Origin of the sequence: Paenibacillus oleatilyticus, from assembly GCF_018998565.1 — a bacterium.
In the GTDB taxonomy this organism is placed as follows: domain Bacteria; phylum Bacillota; class Bacilli; order Paenibacillales; family NBRC-103111; genus Paenibacillus_G; species Paenibacillus_G oleatilyticus.
Genome location: NZ_JAHNZO010000018.1, coordinates 37,484 through 55,659 on the forward strand (window position 1 = coordinate 37,484; position 18,176 = coordinate 55,659).

The 18,176-nt window shown below is 59.0% G+C and carries 17 protein-coding genes; 2 read left to right on the forward strand and 15 right to left on the reverse strand.

Annotated features, from left to right (window positions below; all coding sequences use genetic code 11):
* Positions 1-113 precede the first annotated feature (113 nt).
* On the reverse strand, positions 114-1,268 hold the full coding sequence (gene solA, locus KQX66_RS21910) for an N-methyl-L-tryptophan oxidase (protein WP_216795030.1): 1,155 nt from the start codon (positions 1,266-1,268) through the stop codon (positions 114-116).
* 93 nt (positions 1,269-1,361) lie between these two features.
* Between solA and KQX66_RS21915 the strand changes: the two genes are divergently transcribed.
* The gene (locus tag KQX66_RS21915) at positions 1,362-2,222 is read left to right on the forward strand and encodes an aldo/keto reductase (RefSeq protein ID WP_216794940.1); all 861 of its coding nucleotides are present in this window, start codon (positions 1,362-1,364) and stop codon (positions 2,220-2,222) included.
* Here KQX66_RS21915 and KQX66_RS21920 read toward each other — a convergent pair.
* From KQX66_RS21920 to KQX66_RS21985, 14 genes are all read right to left on the reverse strand, one after another.
* A complete protein-coding gene (locus KQX66_RS21920) occupies positions 2,219-3,382 on the reverse strand; it encodes an amidohydrolase (RefSeq protein WP_216794941.1) in 1,164 nt (387 codons plus the stop codon). The two genes, KQX66_RS21915 and KQX66_RS21920, sit on opposite strands and share 4 nt — an antisense overlap.
* Positions 3,383-3,400: 18 nt before the next feature.
* Positions 3,401-3,901, reverse strand: coding sequence for a GNAT family N-acetyltransferase (locus tag KQX66_RS21925; protein WP_216794942.1), 501 nt, complete (start codon positions 3,899-3,901; stop codon positions 3,401-3,403).
* A gap of 25 nt (positions 3,902-3,926) precedes the next feature.
* Positions 3,927-4,679, reverse strand: coding sequence for an amino acid ABC transporter ATP-binding protein (locus KQX66_RS21930; RefSeq protein ID WP_216794943.1), 753 nt, complete (start codon positions 4,677-4,679; stop codon positions 3,927-3,929).
* A complete protein-coding gene (locus KQX66_RS21935; protein ID WP_216794944.1) occupies positions 4,676-5,386 on the reverse strand; it encodes an amino acid ABC transporter permease in 711 nt (236 codons plus the stop codon). The genes KQX66_RS21930 and KQX66_RS21935 overlap by 4 nt, the downstream gene beginning before the upstream one ends.
* 33 nt (positions 5,387-5,419) lie before the next feature.
* Complete coding sequence (locus tag KQX66_RS21940; RefSeq protein ID WP_216794945.1) at positions 5,420-6,121, reverse strand: amino acid ABC transporter permease; 702 nt, start codon at positions 6,119-6,121, stop codon at positions 5,420-5,422.
* Positions 6,122-6,154: 33 nt separating this feature from the next.
* The gene (locus KQX66_RS21945) at positions 6,155-6,982 is read right to left on the reverse strand and encodes a transporter substrate-binding domain-containing protein (protein ID WP_216794946.1); all 828 of its coding nucleotides are present in this window, start codon (positions 6,980-6,982) and stop codon (positions 6,155-6,157) included.
* A gap of 102 nt (positions 6,983-7,084) precedes the next feature.
* Positions 7,085-7,570 (reverse strand): DinB family protein, encoded by a 486-nt coding sequence (locus KQX66_RS21950; RefSeq protein WP_216794947.1) that lies wholly within the window; start codon positions 7,568-7,570, stop codon positions 7,085-7,087.
* An 18-nt stretch (positions 7,571-7,588) separates the two neighbouring features.
* Positions 7,589-9,640, reverse strand: coding sequence for an ABC transporter ATP-binding protein (locus tag KQX66_RS21955; RefSeq protein ID WP_216794948.1), 2,052 nt, complete (start codon positions 9,638-9,640; stop codon positions 7,589-7,591).
* 55 nt (positions 9,641-9,695) lie between these two features.
* Positions 9,696-10,592, reverse strand: a complete 897-nt coding sequence (locus KQX66_RS21960) for an ABC transporter permease (RefSeq protein WP_216794949.1) — start codon at positions 10,590-10,592, stop codon at positions 9,696-9,698.
* Positions 10,593-10,625: 33 nt separating this feature from the next.
* Entirely contained in the window at positions 10,626-11,552 is a 927-nt protein-coding gene (locus tag KQX66_RS21965; RefSeq protein WP_216794950.1) for an ABC transporter permease, read from the reverse strand.
* A gap of 19 nt (positions 11,553-11,571) precedes the next feature.
* A complete protein-coding gene (locus KQX66_RS21970) occupies positions 11,572-13,191 on the reverse strand; it encodes an ABC transporter substrate-binding protein (RefSeq protein WP_216795031.1) in 1,620 nt (539 codons plus the stop codon).
* Positions 13,192-13,276: 85 nt separating this feature from the next.
* Positions 13,277-14,626 carry an LLM class flavin-dependent oxidoreductase gene (locus KQX66_RS21975; protein ID WP_216794951.1) on the reverse strand — a complete coding sequence of 450 codons (1,350 nt, stop codon included), beginning with the start codon at positions 14,624-14,626 and terminating at the stop codon, positions 13,277-13,279.
* Positions 14,627-14,652: 26 nt separating this feature from the next.
* Positions 14,653-15,666, reverse strand: a complete 1,014-nt coding sequence (locus KQX66_RS21980) for an LLM class flavin-dependent oxidoreductase (RefSeq protein WP_216794952.1) — start codon at positions 15,664-15,666, stop codon at positions 14,653-14,655.
* A 153-nt stretch (positions 15,667-15,819) separates the two neighbouring features.
* Positions 15,820-16,710 carry a LysR substrate-binding domain-containing protein gene (locus tag KQX66_RS21985; RefSeq protein ID WP_216794953.1) on the reverse strand — a complete coding sequence of 297 codons (891 nt, stop codon included), beginning with the start codon at positions 16,708-16,710 and terminating at the stop codon, positions 15,820-15,822.
* Positions 16,711-17,103: 393 nt separating this feature from the next.
* Here KQX66_RS21985 and KQX66_RS21990 point away from each other — a divergent pair, with 393 nt between their 5' ends.
* Positions 17,104-18,171: a hypothetical protein gene (locus KQX66_RS21990; protein WP_216794954.1), complete on the forward strand. Its 1,068-nt coding sequence runs from the start codon at positions 17,104-17,106 to the stop codon at positions 18,169-18,171.
* Positions 18,172-18,176: the final 5 nt, after the last annotated feature.

Here is an 18,176-nt window from a genome sequence, read left to right on the forward strand (position 1 = left end):
CATACAGAAACATACGGAGGTGGGGTATCCACTGGAAAATCGACAGCGGCCGCCTTTGTCTTCGGGAAATATTCTCAACAAGTTCGGGAAGCCTGTATTTATATTGGCTTCTCTTAAGTGATCACCACCTGCTGTTCCTGAAAGCGGGACAGCCGGAACATGCTTAGATCGAACGCGTCCGGTTTTCCTTCGATCCGGTCGGCCAAAATTTCGCCGACGACGCTGGCAAACTTGAAGCCGTGACCCGAGAAGCCGCAGGCGATCTGAATGTTCGGATCGAACGGCGCCCGGTCGATGATGAAATGTTCGTCCGGCGACAGCTCGTATTTGCACACCCCGCCGCGCAGCAGAGCGCCCGCCGCAGCCGGCATATACGTCTCCAGCGCCCGGCGGAGATCGCCTTCATCCTCCGGCAGCGTCCCGAAGTCAGCCGGCTGCTCGACCGGCGAGAGCGGAAGACCGGTCTCGTGCCGGCCGATCTTCACGCCGGACCCTTGAATGCTCGGAAAGCCGTAAAAGCCGCCGTCCGGGGTACTTAACGTGAATCCCGGGAATCGCTCGCAAGCAAACAACGCTTCGTCCGCCTGAAACCAGGCGACCGCTTTGCGGACCGGCGCCACGGGCAGTGCAAGCGACGGAAGCAGCACGCTGCCGACGCCGGCGCCCGCGCTTACAATAAGACAGTCCGCATGGAAGTCGCCGACCCCGGTTTTTACAGTGACGCCCGCGTTCCACGGCACGACCTCCGTTACGCGCGTATACGGAAGCAGCGCCGCCCGATGCGCAAGCGCCATCTCGTGGTACGCCTGCACGCATTGCTCGCTGAGCAAATAGCCGGCCTCCGGCTCGAACAGCCCTGTGTAGCTGTCCGGCAGTTGAACGCCCGGCCAACGCTTCGCAATCTCCTCCGACCGCAGCAGCTCGACCGGCAAGTGAAGCGCGGCCGACGATTCAAGCTTGTCGCGGAGCCCTGAATGCCCGGCCGGCGCCATATTCAGCACGCCGCTGCGAAAAAACAGCGTCCGGTCGCGCTCCTCCTCCAGCTCGCTCCAAAGGCGGTGCGCCCGGACAGCCATGGCCGCGTAAGGGCCACCTCCGGCATAGGCATGACGGAGCAGCCGCGTTTCCCCGTGATGGCTGCCTCCCCCATGGGGCGGGTCGAACGCATCGATCAGCAGCGTGCTTATCCCTCGCCGCGCTAAATGCGCCCCGGCGCTCATGCCCATGGAGCCTGCGCCGATGACGATGACATCGTAAGAGGTACGGATAACGGTCACTCCTTCCCAATCGTATATTAAACCGCCTTATATTTAGGTATAATCAGACTATGACCACCTACATTCCCGAAGGAGTGAACTTTTTTGGAACATAGATATTTCGGCGCGTCCGACAAGCAATTTCCGATTCTGGGCTTCGGCGCCCAGCGCATCGTGGACGAGCATCAATGCACGGAGGAAGAAGCAATACGAATCGTGAACCGGGCGATCGACGAAGGCATCACCTACTTCGATACGGCCCCGAGCTATTCCGACGGCCAGTCGGAGGAACGGCTGGGCAAGGCGCTCCGGCACCGCCGCAGCGACGTCTGGATCGCGACGAAGACGCACGACCGGACAAGAGATGGCTCGTGGCGTCTGCTCGAAGCCAGCCTGAACCGGCTGCAAACCGACCGCGTTGACGAGTGGCGTCTGCATAATCTGGTCACGATGGACGATTTGGAGCAATGCTTCGCCAAAGGCGGGGCGATGGAAGCGATGCTCGAAGCGAAGGAGCAGGGCATCATCAAGGCGATCAGCGTCAGCGGACATACGAACCCGGAAGTCCAGCTTGAAGCGATCGAACGCTTCCCCTTCGACAGCGCCTTGGTTGCGCTATCCGCCGCCGACCACTTCATCTACAGCTTCGCCCATGAATTCGTTCCGCGGGCCGTCGAAAAGGGAGTCGCCGTGATCGGCATGAAGGTGATGGCGCTCGGGAAGCTCGCCCCGTGGTACGAGCAAGCGCTGCGCTATACGTTCTCGCTGCCGGTTGCCACGACCATTATCGGGATGGAAACAATGGAGCAGTTGGAAAAAAATCTTGCCATCGCCAAACAGTTCCGCCCGATGTCCGACACGGAGCAGCTCGATTTCTTGAAAGAAATCATTCACCTCGCCACGCCGGACGTGCTGCGCTGGAAAGCGAGCGAGTGGATGTCCGGCGAGTGGTACCGGCGCGACTAGCCCCGCAGACGGTCCAAAGCGTGAGCCGCCGTAAGCGCAAATAAAGCCGCTCCCGGTGCTATCGCATCCTCGTTCAGCGTAAATTTCGGATGGTGCCATTCCTCCGTTCCGCTCGTGCCCATCCAGAGGAAGCAGCCCGGCACCTGTTCCTGATAGTGCGCAAAATCTTCGCCGCCCGTGGAACGCCGGGCCTCCGTTACCTGGAGGTTCAAGGCTTGCGCCGCTCCCCGGGCGATCTCCACCGCTTCCGAATCGTTGGTTACCGACGGAATCCCCGCAAACCAAGTCAGGCGAGCCTCCGCGCCGTAGCCCGCCGCAATGCCGCCAGCGATGCGCTGCATCAGTTCCGGCAGCTTCTGCCGGACTTCCGGGCGGAACGTCCGCACGGTGCCGTCCAGAACGGCTTCGTCCGGGATGACGTTCCACGTGCTGCCCGCATGAAAGCTGCACACGCTGACGACCGCACTGTCGAGCGGGCTGATGCTGCGGCTGACCGCGGTCTGGAGGCCGCCTACGATCGCGCTGGCGGCGACGATCGGGTCGATCGCCGCATCGGGAATGGCCGCATGGCCGCCCTTGCCGGTCACCGTCAGCTTGAAGCCGTCGACGCTGGCCATCAGCGGCCCCGACGCCAAGCCCACGGTGCCGACCGGCAGCTCGGGCTTGTTATGCATGCCGAAGATCGCCTGCACGCCTTCCAAAGCGCCCGCGCCGATCATCGCTTTCGCTCCCGTGCCCTTCTCTTCCGCCGGCTGATACAGCAGCCGCACGGTTCCCTTCAGCTCGACGGCATGCCGCTTGAGCAGCAGCGCCGCGCCCACAATCGCCGCGGTGTGAAAATCGTGCCCGCAAGCGTGCATTTTCCCGGGAATTTCCGAGGCGAACGGCAGCCCGGTTTCCTCCGTCACCGGCAGCGCGTCGATATCCGCCCGCAGCGCAACCGTCGGCCCGGGCTCCGCCCCTTCGACCTCCGCCAGCACGCCGACAGGCAGGTCGAGCGGCAGCAGCCGGATGCCCGCTCCGCTTAGCACTTCCCGGATTTTGCGGGTCGTCTCCACCTCCTGCATCGACAGCTCCGGATGACGGTGCAAATCGCGGCGAAGCCGCACCAATTCAGGCTTCAGTTCCTCAGCCTCTTGAAGCAAACGTTCAGGGTTCATGCGCAGATTCTCCTTGGTTCAGCCTGTGGTGGCGCGGACTTCAGGCAGCAAATTTTTACGCAAAAAGACGAGCTTGTCGTCCCGTCCCAGCTCCCGTTCATAGAAGCGCACGTAGCCTTTCCGTTCATACATAGGCAGCAGCCAGGGATGCTTCGCCGAGGTCGCGAGCACAACAGCCGGCGAAAGGAGAATGTCCCGTACGACCGCTTCCTCCGCGTAGGATAGAAGCTTGCTGCCGACACCGTGGTTCGCATATGCCGGATCGACGGCAAAGTTGTACAGGAACGGCAGATCGGTCACTTCCGGCAGCGACCGGAGCGAAATGGTCGCGACGATCGTTCCGCCGATCTCCAGCACGTAGCTGGCATGCTCGGCGATATTCGTCCGCACCATCTCCAAATCCGCATGGACCGCCGCAAATTCGATTTTAAGCTCCCCGATGCTCCGATAAGCTCTGCGAATCACGCCCAGAACCTGCTCGGCATCGTCTAACGTCGCTTGACGGTACACCTCGTTCACGGAACTCACCTCACGATTTTCGCTATTATATCACATAACTCCATTCCGGCGTGATTCTCCGCAGGAACTGCTTGGTGCGCTCTTCCTGGGGGCGGGAGAAAATGTCCTCCGGCTTGCCCTCCTCGACGATGACGCCTTCGTCCATAAACACCACGCGATTCGACACTTCGCGGGCGAAGCTCATCTCATGCGTCACGACGATCATCGTGATGCCTTCACGGGCAATTTTGCGGATGACGGACAGCACCTCGCCGACCAGCTCGGGATCGAGCGCCGAGGTCGGCTCGTCGAACAAAATCACCTCGGGATTGAGCGCCAAGGCGCGGGCAATCCCGACCCGCTGCTGCTGCCCACCCGAGAGCTGGCTAGGGTAGGCATCGGCTTTGGCCGCGAGGCCGACCTTCTCCAGCACCTGTAGACTTCGCTCCCTGGCCTTTTCCTTGGGCATTTTCTGCGCAATCACGAGACCTTCCATCACATTTTCCAGCGCCGTCTTATGCTTGAACAAATTGTAATGCTGGAACACCATCGCCGTTTTGCGGCGCAGCGTCAAGATGTCGCGCTTGCTCGGATGCTTGCAGCTGACCGTAAAATCGCCGATCGCCACCTCCCCGTCCTGCGGGCGCTCCAGCAGGTTGACGCAGCGAAGCAGCGTCGTTTTGCCCGAGCCGCTGGGCCTGAGAATGACGACGACCTCTCCTTTTTCCACCGACAAGTCGATCCCTTTCAGCACCGCCTGCTTGCCGAATGACTTTTGAATGTTGGTCAGCCGAATCATGTCACGCCTCCCCGATTGTATTTGGTTACCTTTTTTTCCAAATAAGCTGTCAGCCGCTCCGCCACGACCGTGATTCCCCAATAAATCAGCGCCGCCGCGATAAAAGCTTCCAGAAACTTCAAATTGTTCGATGCCACGACACTGGCCTTGCCCAGCAGCTCCATCTGCGAGACCGTGAACGCAAACGTCGACGTATGCAAAAATCCGACGAACAGGTTGCACAAATTCGGCAAAATAACCCCGATCGCCTGCGGCAGCACGACGCGTCGGAGCGCTTGCGGCGTGCTCATGCCGACGGAGTAGGCGGCCTCAAGCTGACCCCGGTTTACCGCCAGGAGACCGGAGCGGATAATCTCGGACATATAGGCGCCGGCCGTCAGGGAGAACGCCGTCAGCACGAACGACAAGATCGGGATCGAAGCCGTCTTGATCCCCCACCCGTAATGCGTCGACAGCTTGTCGATCAGCATTGGCAGCCCCCAATAAATGAGGAACACGTGCAGAATGACCGGCGTTCCACGCAAAAAGGAAACGTATGCGTCGGCGATCCGGTGAAGCCCCTTCACCTTGTATATGCGGATCAGCGCCGTAACCACGCCGATGACGAACCCGAACAGAAGCGGGACGATCGTAATGACCAGCGTCAGAGGCAGTGCGTCCAATATTTCAAAAAAAGCCGTCACAATAAACCCGATGTCGATACTCATTCGTTCTCACTCCATCCCCGGACCGGCAGCCGGTCATGCGCTCGCGATTCTTTGCTCGTGCCGCTGCAATCGGATTTCCGTCAGCGCAAAGCCCTTCTCCAGCACGAGCACGGTCAAATAATAAATGATCGTCAGGCCGATATACACCTCCAGCGTGTGGGCGGTCGTCGCAATCAGCGTCTGCCCCCGTCCCATCATGTCCATGACGCCGATGGAGTAGGCCAGCGACGTATCTTTCAGGAAGCCGATCACCGTGCTCGCAAAGTTCGGAAAAGCTATAACGAACGCCTGCGGCAGGACGATCCGGAAAAAGGCCTGCGGTCCCGTCATGCCCACCGCGTACGCGCCTTCAAGCTGGCCACGGTCTACGGCGTTGACCGCCCCGCGGATCACCTCGGAGATCGAGGCGGCGCTGCCGAGCGCATACGTAATAATGACGAACACGATCGGATTCATCCGCGACATGTCGAAGTTCACGAGCTGCAGCAGCGCAGGCACCCCATAAAAGACGAGAAACAATTGGATCAAAATCGGCGTTCCGCGGACAAACGACACGTAAACGGCGGCGATCCGGTTCAGCACCGGAACGTTGTACAGCCGGGGCAGCGCGATCAGCAGTCCCAGCAGTACGCCGAAGAAGAGCGAAGCGACCAAAATAAACAGAGTAATGTGCAGGTAAGACAGCAGTATAGGAAGGAACTCCCCTATGAGCGCGGCGTCGAACGATTTCCCCATTCCACCCCATACCTTTCTGTAAGGAAATTTGGTTTACTTCTCTACGGTATAGTCGTCGCCCAGCCACTGCTTGCTCAGCTTCGCCAGCGTCCCGTCGGCCTTGATCGCCTTCAACGCCTCGTCGATCTTGCTTTTCAGCTCGCTTTCGTCCTTGCGAAGCATGAAATACACTTTCGAATTGGAGAGCGTGTCGCCGACCGTCTTCAATTGGGCATCCACGCTTTTATTCAAATAATCGATGGCAAACTGCGTGCTGATCAAGGCGTCGACCCGCCCGGTTTTGACTTGCGTGCTCGTATCTTCGCCTGCGCCGGTATACACGATCTGGATCGGGTTGCCATGTTCCTTATTGTATTTTTCGGCCAGTGCCGCCGCATTGCTCGTCGCGGTTGCGATCAGCTTCCTGCCCTTCAAATCGGCAATCGACTTGACGTCATTATTGTCCTTGTGCACGACGATTTTGTTCGGGAAAATGTTGTACGCTTCGTCGTTGTACAAAAATTTCTTCTGTCTCTCCTCGTTCACTTCCATTTGATGCGCGATAAAATCGATCTTTTTCGTTTCCAGGCTGAGCAGCAAATTTTTGAATTCCATCGTTTTCAGCTCGAACTCATACTCCGGCAGACGCTTGTCGATTTCTTTGACGAGCTCCACGTCGTAGCCGGTCAGCTTGCCGTCCTTGTCGATAAAGCAGATGTTCGGAAACTGCGTGCCCGTGCCGACGACGATTTTTTTCACGGCTTGGCCCCCGGCGGAAGCCGCAGCACTGGAGCTGCCAGCCCCTCCCGTAGTGGCTTGAGCGCCGCACCCTGCCAGAAGGAGGACGGTGAGCAGTGACGCCGAAAGAAATCTTTTTTTCATATGGTAACCCCCATGATCGTGATGAATTGGCGACAAAAAGCCCCTGCTTCAATCAACAGGAGCTTTTGGCGGTCCAATCAGCTTCTTTTTCTGCAAGTATTCTTATTTTACCGATTCATTCTGCGGGAGAGCCTGCTTGATTCGGTCGATCTGCCGCAGATGCGTCTGCACGTGGTTGATAAAGGCTTGAACTGCCTGCTCCAGCGACACGGTTTCACCTTTGAAATTAACGCCGCTCTTGTACCAATCTTCCCCGGTTAACCGGCGGAACAGCTGGCCGTTGAAAACGAGCAGCGCCCGGAACACATCCAAAATATCGTCTGCGGAGCTTTCATTCGCCCGGACCGAGCTTACCCACGGGTCCTGCTTGAAGGCCGGCAGCTGCGCCGCCGATCCCGACAACAGCTCGCGGATGCGGAACGAGACGACGATGTTGTGATCGGCCAAATGCGACAGCACCTCCGTTACGCTCCACTGTTCCGGCGCCGCCTTCCATTTCAGCTGGCTCTCCGACAAGCCTTCGATGGCTTGCTTCAATTGCTCATGCGTGTGCAAGTACGCTTCAATATCGATCACACTCTGACTCACGATGGTTTCCTCCTGACTTTATGCGGGATCATGGCATGCGGCCCAATGACCCGCTTCGACTTCGGTTAACTCCGGCGCCTCCTCCCGGCATCTCGCCGTCGCTGCGGGGCAGCGCGGATGAAAGCGGCAGCCTGAAGGCGGATGGGCCGGAGACGGGATTTCTCCTTGAATGGCGGAGCATGTTCTTTTGCGGGAAGGGTCGGGGACAGGGATGGAAGCAAGCAGCGCCCTGGTGTAATGATGCGCCGGGTGACGGAACAGCTCCTCGCTCGGAGCGATCTCGACCAGCTTGCCCAGATACATTACCCCGATCCGGTCGGAAATGTAGCGGACGATCTGCAGGCCGTGGCCGATAAACAAATACGTCAGTCCCAGACGGTGCTGCAAATCCTGCATCAAATTGACGATCTGCGATTGGACGGATACGTCGAGCGCGGACACCGCTTCGTCCGCCAAAATAAACTTCGGACGCAGCGCGATCGCCCGGGCGATGCCGATCCGCTGCCGCTGTCCGCCGGAAAATTCGTGCGGATACCGGTCGTACCATGCCGGATTCAGCCCCACGGCAGCCAGCAGCGGCTCTACCCGCTCCCGCTTCGCGCGTCCGCTCCAGCCTTCATGCACCGCCAGCGGTTCCCCGATCAGGTCGCCGACCTTCCAGCGCGGATTGAGCGAGCCGAACGGATCTTGGAAAATCATCTGCATGTTGCGCCGGACTTCCCGTAAATTTCCGGCGGATAGCTTCGTCAAATCGTGTCCGTCGAACCGGACCCGACCACTTGTCGGGCGGTCCAACTGAAGCAGCAGCCGTCCCAGCGTCGACTTCCCGCTGCCCGATTCCCCAACGAGTCCGAACGTCTCCCCTTTGCGGATGGAGAAGGACACTTGATCCACGGCGCGTATGTGCGCTCCGACACGCCCGATTCGAAGAAAGCCTTGCTTCACCGGAAAATGCCTGGTCAGCTCGTGCGCTTCGATCAGGTTGGTGGTAACGGGCTGCGCTGCTTCGTCGTCCTCCGGTTCGACGATCCGGGCCACCCGGGCAGCGGCCGCTTCGGAGGCCGCGGAGGCGAAGGCGGTCTCCCACCGCCCGGAGTGCGTTAAGGCAGCGCCGTGCCAGCAGGCGACCTGCCTACCGTTGACATCCGCCAGCGGCGGGCGTTCTTCCTCGCAGACCTCCGTGGCAAACGGGCAGCGCGGATGAAAGCAGCAGCCGCCCGGCAGCTCGGACAAGCTCGGGATCGAGCCGTCGATCGAATACAGCTTCGCCCCCCGGTCGCTCTCCAGCGTCGCGACCGATTGCAGGAGCCCTTTCGTGTAAGGATGCTGCGGCTCCCGGAACAATTGCTCCGCGGCCGCCTGTTCCACGATCTCTCCCGCATACATGACGATAATGCGGTCCGCGATTTCCGCCGCCACCCCCATATCGTGCGTAATGAGCAGAATCGACATGTTGAACTCCGATTGCAGCTCCTGCAGCAGCCGGAGAATTTGCGCTTGAATCGTCACGTCCAGCGCGGTCGTCGGCTCGTCGGCGATGAGCAGCTCCGGGCCGCAGGCCAGCGCCATCGCGATCATCGCGCGCTGCAGCATGCCGCCGGAAAGCTCCCCGGGGTACTGCTTCATCCGGATTTCCGGCTCCGGAATGCCGACCTTGCGCAGGAGCCCAGTGCCGCGCTCCCAAGCTTCGGCCCGGGAAGCTACTTGATGACGTACCATCGACTCGGCGATTTGACTGCCGACCGTAAAGACCGGGTCAAACGCCGCCATCGGCTCCTGAAACACCATAGCGATGCGTTTGCCGCGCCAGTGCCGGATTTCCTCCTGCGGCAGCGCCGTCAAGTCCACGCCGTCCATCCGCACATGGCCGCCCGTAATGACGCCGTTCTCGAAGTCGATCAAGCGCATCAAGGCTTTGGCCGTCACGGTTTTGCCGCTGCCGGATTCGCCGACCAGGCATACGGTTTCGCCGGCTCCGATGCGGAGCGACACGTCCCGGATCGCCGGAAGATAACCGGCCGGGGTGACGAAATCGACCGTGAGCTGCTCGATCTCAAGCAATGCCTTCACTCGGGCACCTCCTCCTGACGTAGTGGGAAATTGGTGTACGGATTCCGCTTATTATTCACAGGCTCCGCTTCGGGTCCAGCCGATCGCGGAGCTGATCGCCGATCAGATTGACAGCCAGCACGAACAACGTAATCGCCAGCCCGGGGAACGTCGCCATCCACCAAGCGACGGTCAGGTAACCGCGCCCCTGCGACAGCAAGGTACCCCAGTCCGGAATTTCCCGCAGCACGCCCAGCCCCAAAAAGCTGAGCGAGGCGCCGATCAAGATCGAAGAGCCGACGCCAATCGTCGCCATCACAAGCATCGGAGACCACGAGCCCGGCAGCACATGCCGCAAAAGGATATGCGCGTGGGATGCGCCGACCGAGCGGGAAGCCGCCACATAAGGGCGCGCCTTGATGCTGAGCACCTGGCCCCGCAGCACGCGTGCATATCTCGGAATGGCCGATACGCTCACGGCCAGCACCACGTTGAACAGACTCGGGCCGAGGGCGGCGGCAATGGCAAGCGCAAGCAGCAGGCTCGGGATCGCCATCAAAATATCGATCAACCGCATGAGCACGGTATCGACCGCACCGCCGATATAGCCCGACAGCGCGCCGATCAGACTGCCGGCCAAGCCGCCGAGCAGAACGGAAGCGACGCCGATCAGCAGCGAGCTTCGGGCCCCGTAAACGACGACGCTGAAAACGTCCCGCCCGAAATAATCGGTGCCGAACGGATGGGCCGTTCCCGGCGGCTGCAAAATCCGGTCCGCCCGCATGTCCGTCGGGGAATAAGAAGCGATCCACTGCGGGGAGACGGCGCACGCCACCATGAAGAGCACCACCAATATCGCCCCGTAGAAGAACGGTCCGGATAGCGACGATGACAGCTTCGGACGGCTCGGAGCGGACACGAGCGGTCTCCTGCGGGACAAAACCGGGCTGGCGGCCGAAACGAAGCTTTTCATGATTAACCCTCTTTTCCTTCCGGATTACTTGGTTTAAGACGAACGTCTTACTCTCGGATCAACAATCGAGTACGAAATATCCACGAGCAGGTTCACGACGACATACGCAATCGCGGTAAAAAAGACAACGCCCTGAACGACGGGCAAATCTTTGGCCGTGATGGCATCCGCCAGCAAACGCCCGATGCCCTGCCGGGAAAAAACGGTTTCGATCACAACGGCCCCCGCCATCAATTCGCCGATCTGAATCCCGACCATCGTAATGGCCGGAATGAGCGCGTTGCGCAGCGCGTGCCGGTACATGACGACTTTTTCCGGCAGTCCCTTGGAACGCAGCGTGACGATAAACGGCTCGCCCAGCACCTCCAGCATGCTGTTGCGCACCATCCGTACGATAAACCCGGCACCGACAAGCCCAAGCGTCAGAGCGGGAAGAATCAGCGTTCGGACGCCTTCCGAGCCCATAGCGGGCAGCCACTGAAGCTGCACCGAAAAGATCAGAATAAGCAGAATACCCGACCAGAACGTCGGCATCGAGATGCCGAACAGACTGACGATTCGGGCGAGCAGATCGACCGCACGGCCCTTATGGATCGCCGAGAGCACGCCGAGCACGACGCCAAGCCCAACGGCGACACACGAGCTAACCAGGGTTAAGAGAGCGGTAGCGGGGAACTGCTCCCAAATTTTCGGCAGCACCGGATCGTCGCTGACCAGCGAACGGCCGAAATCTCCGCGAAGCATATCCCACAGGTACGTTCCCAGTTGAACCCATACCGGCTGGTCGAGCCCGAGCTGGTGCCGCAGGTTCTGCACCGTTTCCGGACTGGCCGGCGCTCCGGCCAGCATGATCAAGACCGGATCGCCCGGCAGCAGGTACAGGATGAAAAAGACGAGGACCAAAGCTCCGATGATGACCGAAACGGACGTTAAGAGACGCTGAACGATTACTCCAGCCATAGCAACGGCTCCTTCTGTCTTATTTTTTCACCGTTACGTCATAGAACAGCGGATAGCCGAGGGAATCGAATTTCAGTCCGCGAACCGATTTGGCCGCAGCCACCGTGTACGGGAATACGTAAACCGGGAATCCGTAGGCGTTGTCCACGACATAGCTCTGCACCTTTTTATAAATTTCCGCGCGCTTCGCCGGGTCCTGCTCCCTCAGCCCTTCCTCCAACCATTGATCCAGCTGCGGATCGGAATGCCGGGTATGGTTGTGGCCCCATTTTTCCGGCGTCGGAATGGCGTTCGTATGGAAGAAGCTGCGCAAAATGTCCGGGTCCCCCGACACGTTGCTGACGCCGACCAGGTCGTTCGTGCCCTTGATCATGACCGCATGGGTCGTGTCCGGAAGCAGCTCGATGTTGACGGCAATGCCGATCTGCTTCAGCTGCTGCTGGATCATGGCGGCGATATCGTTGCGCTTCTCCCGGTTGGGCGAGCCGTCGATGTAATGAAGCGTGAGCGGCTTGCCGTCCTTGGCCCGGATGCCATCCGCTCCGCGCACCCATCCCAGTTCGTCGAGCAGCGCGTTCGCTTTGGCGATGTCCGGCTTCACGGTCTGTTCGAGCGAAGCGTTATAGCCCAGCATGGACGGCGACAAGGGGGACCATGCCCTCGGATATGCGCCCAGATACAGCGTCTTGACAATCGCCTCGAAGTCGATGGCGAGCTGCACGGCCTTGCGCGCCTTCAGCTCGTTCCACGGGGGATGCTGCTGGTTCAGCATGAGCGTATACGGAATGCCCGTCGATTCGGCCTGCAGCAGATTGACGTTCGGATCGCCCTTGAGCGACACGAGGTTTTGCGGCGGGACCGTCTCGACGGCCGATACCTGCCCGCTCTGCACGCTGCCGATGCGGGTCGCTTCCTCCGGAATGATTTTGAAGGTCAGCTTGTCGATGCGCGCCGGACCGGCATTTTCGGCAATCGGCGGCCCCCACTTGTAGTCGGGGTTTTTCTCCAGCCGAATCGCGGCATTCTCCGTCCAGCCGGCAAAGGTAAACGGGCCGGTGCCGACCGGATGCTTGCCCAGCTGGTCCTTGTGCTTCTCCGCTGCCGCCGGCGACACGATGCCGAGAAACGCTTGGCTCAAGCTGCTCAGAAAGGCGCTGTACGGCGATTTTAAGTTGACTTTGACCGTAAAGTCGTCGATCACTTCCGACGATTCGTAAGGTCCGATCAGCGTCACCGCAAACCGCGATTTGGTCGCCGGATTGACGATGCGGTCCAAATTGTACTTGACGGCCGCAGCATTGAACGGCGTGCCGTCGTGGAACTTCACGTCCTTGCGCAGCTTGAAGGTGTAGCTTTTGCCGTCCGGGGAGACCGTCCATTCCGTCGCCAGCCACGGCTTGATCGTTTGATCGGGCATTTGCACGACCAAGCTGTCGTACAACGCCCGCATCACCCGGTAATCGACGGCCCCCGGCACGACGTTCGGGTCCAGCCCCGACGGCGACGTGGCGAGGCCGTAGGTCAGCTCGCCTCCTGACGAGCCTGACTGCGTCTCCCCCGCCTGCCCTCCTGACGAAGGCTTGACGCCCGTTTCGCCTCCGCAGCCTGCCGTAAGCAGAAGCAAAGCTGCGGCAAGCATCCATGGCCGTAATAACCGTGACCGTTTCACTGGGACCCCCTCCAATCCGTGAGCGTAAAATCGCAAGCCATGATCTTTAGTCCGATCAGCAGCTTTTCACAAAATCCTGCGGCGTTCGTCTGGCAAGCGCATATCGGTTTTCCGGTTTCGAGAGGCCCAAATTCCCGCGCAGCGTGTCGGACTCGTACTCCTCGCGGTATATTCCCCGCTCCTGCAGGATCGGTACGACCAGCTCGACGAAATCGTCAAGTCCTCCCGGCACGCTCGAGTGAATAATAAATCCGTCGGCCGCCTTCTCCTCGAACCACTGCTGAACGAGGTCGGCCACCTTCTCCGGCGTCCCGATAAACTGGCCTTTCGGCGTCGCCGTCTGGAGCGCCACCTGCCGCAGCGTCAATCGCTGCTCCTTGGCCGTCTGCTTGATTTTGTCCGTCGTGCTGCGGAAGCTGTTGCTGCCGATATCGCCCAAATCGGGGAAAGGTTCATCGAGCGGGAACGGTGAGAAGTCGAAATGGTCGAAGAAACGGCCCAAATAGTTCAGAGCGTTCTCGATCGTCATGAGGTTCGCGACCTCCTCGTATTTGCGCTCGGCCTCCTCCTGTGTCCGCCCGACGATCGGCCCGATGCCCGGGAAGATGAGGATATCGTCGGCGCTGCGGCCGTATGCGGCGGCCCGCGTCTTCACATCCTGGTAAAAGCGCTTGGCGTCCTCGATCGACTCGTGCCCGGTGAATACCGCGTCAGCCGTCTTGGCCGCCAAGGTGCGGCCGCTGTCCGACGATCCGGCCTGGAACACGATCGGGTGCCCTTGCCTGGAGCGGGCAATGTTCAACGGGCCCTGTACGGAGAAAAATTGTCCCTTGTGATCGAGCCGGTGCATTTTGTCCGGATCGAAGAACACGCCCGAAGCTTTATCCCGCACGAACGCGTCGTCCTCCCAGGAGTCCCACAGCCCGCGGGTCACCTCCAAAAATTCCTCGGCGATCTTGTAGCGCAAATCGTGCGACGGATGCTCTTTTTTGCCGTAATTGAGGGCGGAGCCTTCCAGCGGAGAGGTGACCACATTCCATCCGGCCCGGCCCCCGCTGATATGATCGAGGGAAGCGAACTGTCTGGCAACCGTGAACGGTTCGCTGTAGGAGGTCGACAAGGTGCCGACAAGCCCGATCCTCGAAGTGACCGCGCCGAGCGCGGATAAGATCGTGATCGGTTCGAACCGGTTCAGAAAGTGCGGGATCGACTTTTCGTTAATGAACAAGCCGTCGGCGATAAACACCAGATCGAACTTGCCTTCCTCGGCTTTGCGGACTTGCTTCGTATAGAACTCGAAGCTGACGCTGGCGTCCGCCTGAATATCCGGGTGTCTCCAGGCCGCCATATTCCCTCCGACGCCGTGGATGATTGCGCCCAATTTCAGCTTTCTTCCGTTTGCCATAGCGATTCCTCCCTCGTTTTCCACGTTTATACGACCGTTTCGGCGAATGCTTCCTGGAGCTCCGACAGCGCCTGAAGCCGCTGTTCGAATTCCTTCAGGGCGAGAATCAAAATGAGTTCGTCCACGCCGTACTTCCGCTGAATGTCCAGCAGCTTCGCGTGTACGGTTTCCTTGGAGCCGTGTACAACGTCGGCCTCCTTAACTTCAATCGTGTATTTTTCCTCGCTTTGCCGTCCGAATTCTTCCGCATGCTCTACGGTTTTGACGGTGATCGTCCTTCCGCTTTCCAGGTGAATTTTCACGAGCTTGGCGTCGGCGGCAAGCCGTTTCGCTTCCTCGTCCGTATCCGCGACAATGACCGACAGTGCGAGAATGACCTCCGGCTGGAGGGATCTCCGGGGAGCAAACCGGTTCCGGTACGTGTCCAGCGACTGCCGGACAACCGCCTCGTCCCCGTTAATAAACTGCGCGAAGACGTAGGGAATGCCCCGGCTTGCCGCAAGCTCCGCACTGGCCGGCGACGTTCCGAGCAGATACAAATCCGCAGGTTCGGCCGGAATCGGTATCGCTTTAAGCCCCTGCAGCGGATGGTCGCCGGGAACCGTATCGGTCAAAAACTGCTCCAGCTCGATCAGCTTATCCGCCAGCGGTCTGCTTTGCCCGGCTGTCTCCTGCTGGAGCGCCTTCGTCGAGCGGGGAAGTCCTCCCGGCGCCCGACCGATGCCGAGGTCCACCCGTCCCGGGGCCAGCGAGGCGAGCACGTTGAAATTTTCCGCCACCTTGTACGGACTGTAGTGCTGCAGCATGACCCCGCCGGAGCCGATGCGAATCCGCTCCGTCTGCGCCAGCAAATACGCGATCAGCACCTCCGGGGAAGAGCCGGCGACGGCCGCCGAATCGTGATGCTCGGACACCCAGAACCGGTGGTAGCCGAGCTCCTCCGCTTTGCGCGCCAATGCCACCGTATGCCGGAACGCGTCGACTGCCGTTTTCCCCTCGTCAAACGGACTTTGATCCAAGATGCTAAGCTTCAGCCCCATCGTCCATCCCTCCTATAATCCGGCTATTGAATTAAATATAATCCAATAGGTTTTGTCGGTTTTATTTGATTAAAAAAAGTCTATCACCGCCCCTGTAGTCCGTCAACGGGGTACGTAATAGAGGATTTCTATTCTTAAATCGAACAATTCGATTTAAGCCTTTCGTTTCCAATCGATCTCCCGGCTGAGCTCCAGCACCATTTTGCCGAGAACCGAGCCTTCCCCTTTGAGCGAAACGAGATTGGTGCGCAGGGTGATACCCGCGAGCGATGGAATGTCGACCGGCCACAGCAGCCCTTCCTTCACTTCCTTGCGCACGCACAGCTCCGGCAGAAAGCTGATTCCCATTTCTTTCAGCACCAGCTTCTTGGCTGTCTCCAGGTTGTCGAGCTGTAGTTCGATATTCGGAGGGTGGTCAAGCGTGTCGAATAGCCGGTGAATTTTCATCCAATCGAGGGCTCCGCATTCGAAAAACACGATCGGCTCGCTTCCGATATCCTCCAGCGCAATACGGTCTTGGCTCACAAACGGATGCCCCTGGTAGACGAAGAGACGGATCGGGTCCTCGTAGAACCGGACGGAGTCCACATGCGGATGCGTAATGTTGCGCACAAGCCCGACGTCCACTTCCTTGTTCAGCAGCTTCTCCAGGATCGACTCGCTCGAAGCCGTCACTACTTTTAGCTGGAGATCGGGGTATTTTTGCTTAAAGAGGGGCACCAGCTCCGGGATCATATAATTGGCTACGGACACGGTGCAGCCGATCCGAAGCTCGTGAGGCGCGGCGTTCATTTGCTGCAGCTGCTGCTTGCCTTTCTTGTAGGTCTGCAGCACTTGCTGGGCGTAGGGCAAAAACTGCTTGCCCTTGTCCGTCAGCGAGAAATGTCTGCCCTCCCGATCAAAAAGCTTGACGTCCAATTCGCGCTCCAACGACTGGATTCTGGCGGTAATGGACGGTTGGGATAAGAATAACGCGTCGGCCGCTTTGTTAAAGCTGTTGAAATGAATGACATAGACGAACGCCTCAAGATTCTCAATATTCACGAGCGCTCCCTCCTCCTTCCAGCTCTTGGCGAACTTGGTTAAAAATCAATATATCACAAGTATTCCATTAGGAATAGTGTATTTTATGTTCGAACGAAAATGATGAACAAAGCAATATCCGTCAATTGTAGTTGAGTTTCCGCCATTTCGGCAGGCGCGCAAATCCGTTAAGCTATAGGAAAGACGACCTGTTTTTTCCAAGCGGTCCGAACGGCGGATTCGACCCGAAAATCGGCGGCGTTTAGCGAAAACGCTTCCGAGATGTCGTCTTTGGCAGCTCGATTCGGGAAAGGGGTGACAGTGAGAAAGTCCGCAGTATAACCGGCCGATCGGTGCGGAACTTTGACAAAGCTTCACAGCCTGTAAGCTATTCATTCGAAAGGACGTGTTCTGATGTTCGCCAAAACCTACGCAGCACTCGCATTAGCATTTTTCGTATGCTTTGCCATTCTCGCTTTCGGAGCGCCCGCGCACACCGCATGGGCTGCGACCAAAACCGTGCCTCCCGGCGACGTAGCCGCTCTGCGCAGCTACTTGGCCGGCGCCCAGCCCGGAGATATCCTTGAAGTCTCTGGCACGTATGCCGTATCGGACGGCACGATTGCGACGTCGGTCAACGGGAGCGCGGGCAAATATATTACGATCCGGGGAACGGGCAGCGGCGCCGTCTTCAATTTTACCGAAACTGCGGGCAATGCGGCTTTTCATATCAAAAACAATTATTACAAACTGGAAAACGTCACGATTAACTCGAATGCCAAATCGAACAAAGGCATCCTAATCGAAGCCTCTCACGGCTATCTGACGAAAGTGACGGTGAAGCATACGCTGGGCGAAGCGTTCAAAATCCGCAAAAACAGCCAGTACTGGCTGCTCGAAGACTGCACGGCAGAGTCAACCGGGCAAAGCGGGAAATTTGGGGAAGGGTATTACGTTGGGGATGCCGATCAGAACTGGCAGACGAAGCCGGATGCGGACCGGAGCGGGTACATTACGTTCCTGAACTGCAAGGCCATTCTGACCAAGAACGACGGATTCGACTTCAAGGAAGGCACGCACCACATCAAGGTGATCGGAAGCACGGTCGATTTCAAGAACACCGTGCCGGAGTCCACCGTAGGAAACAACGGCTTGTTCATCCGCGCGAACAACGTGCAGGTGATCGGCACGACGGTGAAAAACAACGCCGGGACCGGCCAAGCTTTCCGCGCCAATAAAATAACCGCCTCCGACGGCGCATCGTACGGCAGCAATCTTGAGCTCAAAGCCGTGACCGCTTCGAATCTCGGCGGCGCGATGATTCATACGAACTTCGGCTCGACGAAGCTGTATTCAGATTATACAATGACCGGCGTTGCGGGTGGGCTTAAAACGTCGGGCTCCGCCACGATCACCACGGTTTCGCCGTCCGCCTTCACCGAGATGACCTGGAACGGCGAGGGCGGCGACACGTACCAGTAAGTTGA

What these genes read in the sequence shown, in the direction of transcription:
- KQX66_RS21970 (WP_216795031.1), bottom strand. Translation starts at nt 13,191, where the DNA reads ATGCTTGCCGCAGCTTTGCTTCTGCTTACGGCAGGCTGCGGAGGCGAA.
- KQX66_RS21965 (WP_216794950.1), bottom strand. Translation starts at nt 11,552, where the DNA reads ATGGCTGGAGTAATCGTTCAGCGTCTCTTAACGTCCGTTTCGGTCATC.
- KQX66_RS21930 (WP_216794943.1), bottom strand. Translation starts at nt 4,679, where the DNA reads ATGATTCGGCTGACCAACATTCAAAAGTCATTCGGCAAGCAGGCGGTG.
- KQX66_RS21935 (WP_216794944.1), bottom strand. Translation starts at nt 5,386, where the DNA reads ATGAGTATCGACATCGGGTTTATTGTGACGGCTTTTTTTGAAATATTG.
- KQX66_RS21940 (WP_216794945.1), bottom strand. Translation starts at nt 6,121, where the DNA reads ATGGGGAAATCGTTCGACGCCGCGCTCATAGGGGAGTTCCTTCCTATA.
- KQX66_RS21990 (WP_216794954.1), top strand. Translation starts at nt 17,104, where the DNA reads ATGTTCGCCAAAACCTACGCAGCACTCGCATTAGCATTTTTCGTATGC.
- KQX66_RS21920 (WP_216794941.1), bottom strand. Translation starts at nt 3,382, where the DNA reads ATGAACCCTGAACGTTTGCTTCAAGAGGCTGAGGAACTGAAGCCTGAA.
- KQX66_RS21960 (WP_216794949.1), bottom strand. Translation starts at nt 10,592, where the DNA reads ATGAAAAGCTTCGTTTCGGCCGCCAGCCCGGTTTTGTCCCGCAGGAGA.
- KQX66_RS21945 (WP_216794946.1), bottom strand. Translation starts at nt 6,982, where the DNA reads ATGAAAAAAAGATTTCTTTCGGCGTCACTGCTCACCGTCCTCCTTCTG.
- KQX66_RS21975 (WP_216794951.1), bottom strand. Translation starts at nt 14,626, where the DNA reads ATGGCAAACGGAAGAAAGCTGAAATTGGGCGCAATCATCCACGGCGTC.
- KQX66_RS21980 (WP_216794952.1), bottom strand. Translation starts at nt 15,666, where the DNA reads ATGGGGCTGAAGCTTAGCATCTTGGATCAAAGTCCGTTTGACGAGGGG.